The organism is Neisseria sp. P0021.S006 (assembly GCF_051956895.1).
Genome location: NZ_JBQCWZ010000629.1, coordinates 1 through 784, shown reverse-complemented (window position 1 = coordinate 784; position 784 = coordinate 1). Strand labels below are relative to the sequence as shown.

Here is a 784-nt window from a genome sequence, read left to right as displayed (position 1 = left end):
GGTAAAACTCTATGGATTCATAATCAAAATTATATTCGTCATGGCCACGAAAGTTTTACTAACGTTCCCAATTTTGTATTGGAAAAAGACCGTTACGTTGACTGGGAAGATACTTGGCGTACTTTTTGACTAGGGAATAAGTAAATGGCGAGCAGTTACTTTTTGCTTGCTCTGGTCGATATCTTTCTATTATTTTAAAATTAACAATGCCGTCTGAAAATCTTAATTCCAGACGGCATTGTTTATTATTTTTCCGAGTAATACCACACGCCCCTATATTGAGAGGCTGATGATTATTTCGATATAGCTTGACTGTTTTCAGACGGCCTGAAGATTTAATCAACCATTCTGCGTATTTCGTTGATGGGGATGCGCGGGGTATAGAGTATGTCGTAGGTTGGTTTGTCCAAAAGATCTTGCAGGGAGTATTGATCTAAATGGTTGAAGAAGGCTTTGATGGCGCCGGTAATGATGCCGGTCAGTCGGCAGGATGGGGTGATGAGGCATTCGTTGTTATCGCCCATGCATTCGACAACCTGCATCGGCTCAAGATGGCGGACGACTGCGCCAATGTTGATTTTTTCAGGAACATCCGCCAAGCGCAAACCGCCGCCTTTGCCGCGTACGCTGACCAGAAAACCGCCTTTGACTAATGAGGTAACCACTTTCATCAAATGGCTTTTGGAAATATTGTAAGTCTCGGCAATGGTGCCGATATTGACGAGGGTGTCGTCGTTGATGGCGGTATAAACCAATACGCGCAATCCGTAATCGGTATGTTGGG

The 784-nt window shown here is 43.9% G+C and carries 1 protein-coding gene; it reads right to left on the bottom strand.

The features are described 5' to 3' along the window. Window positions 1-335 precede the first annotated feature (335 nt). Window positions 336-784 (bottom strand): RrF2 family transcriptional regulator (locus ACTHUM_RS16135; protein WP_440403440.1); only part of this gene is annotated, 449 nt, incomplete at its 5' end.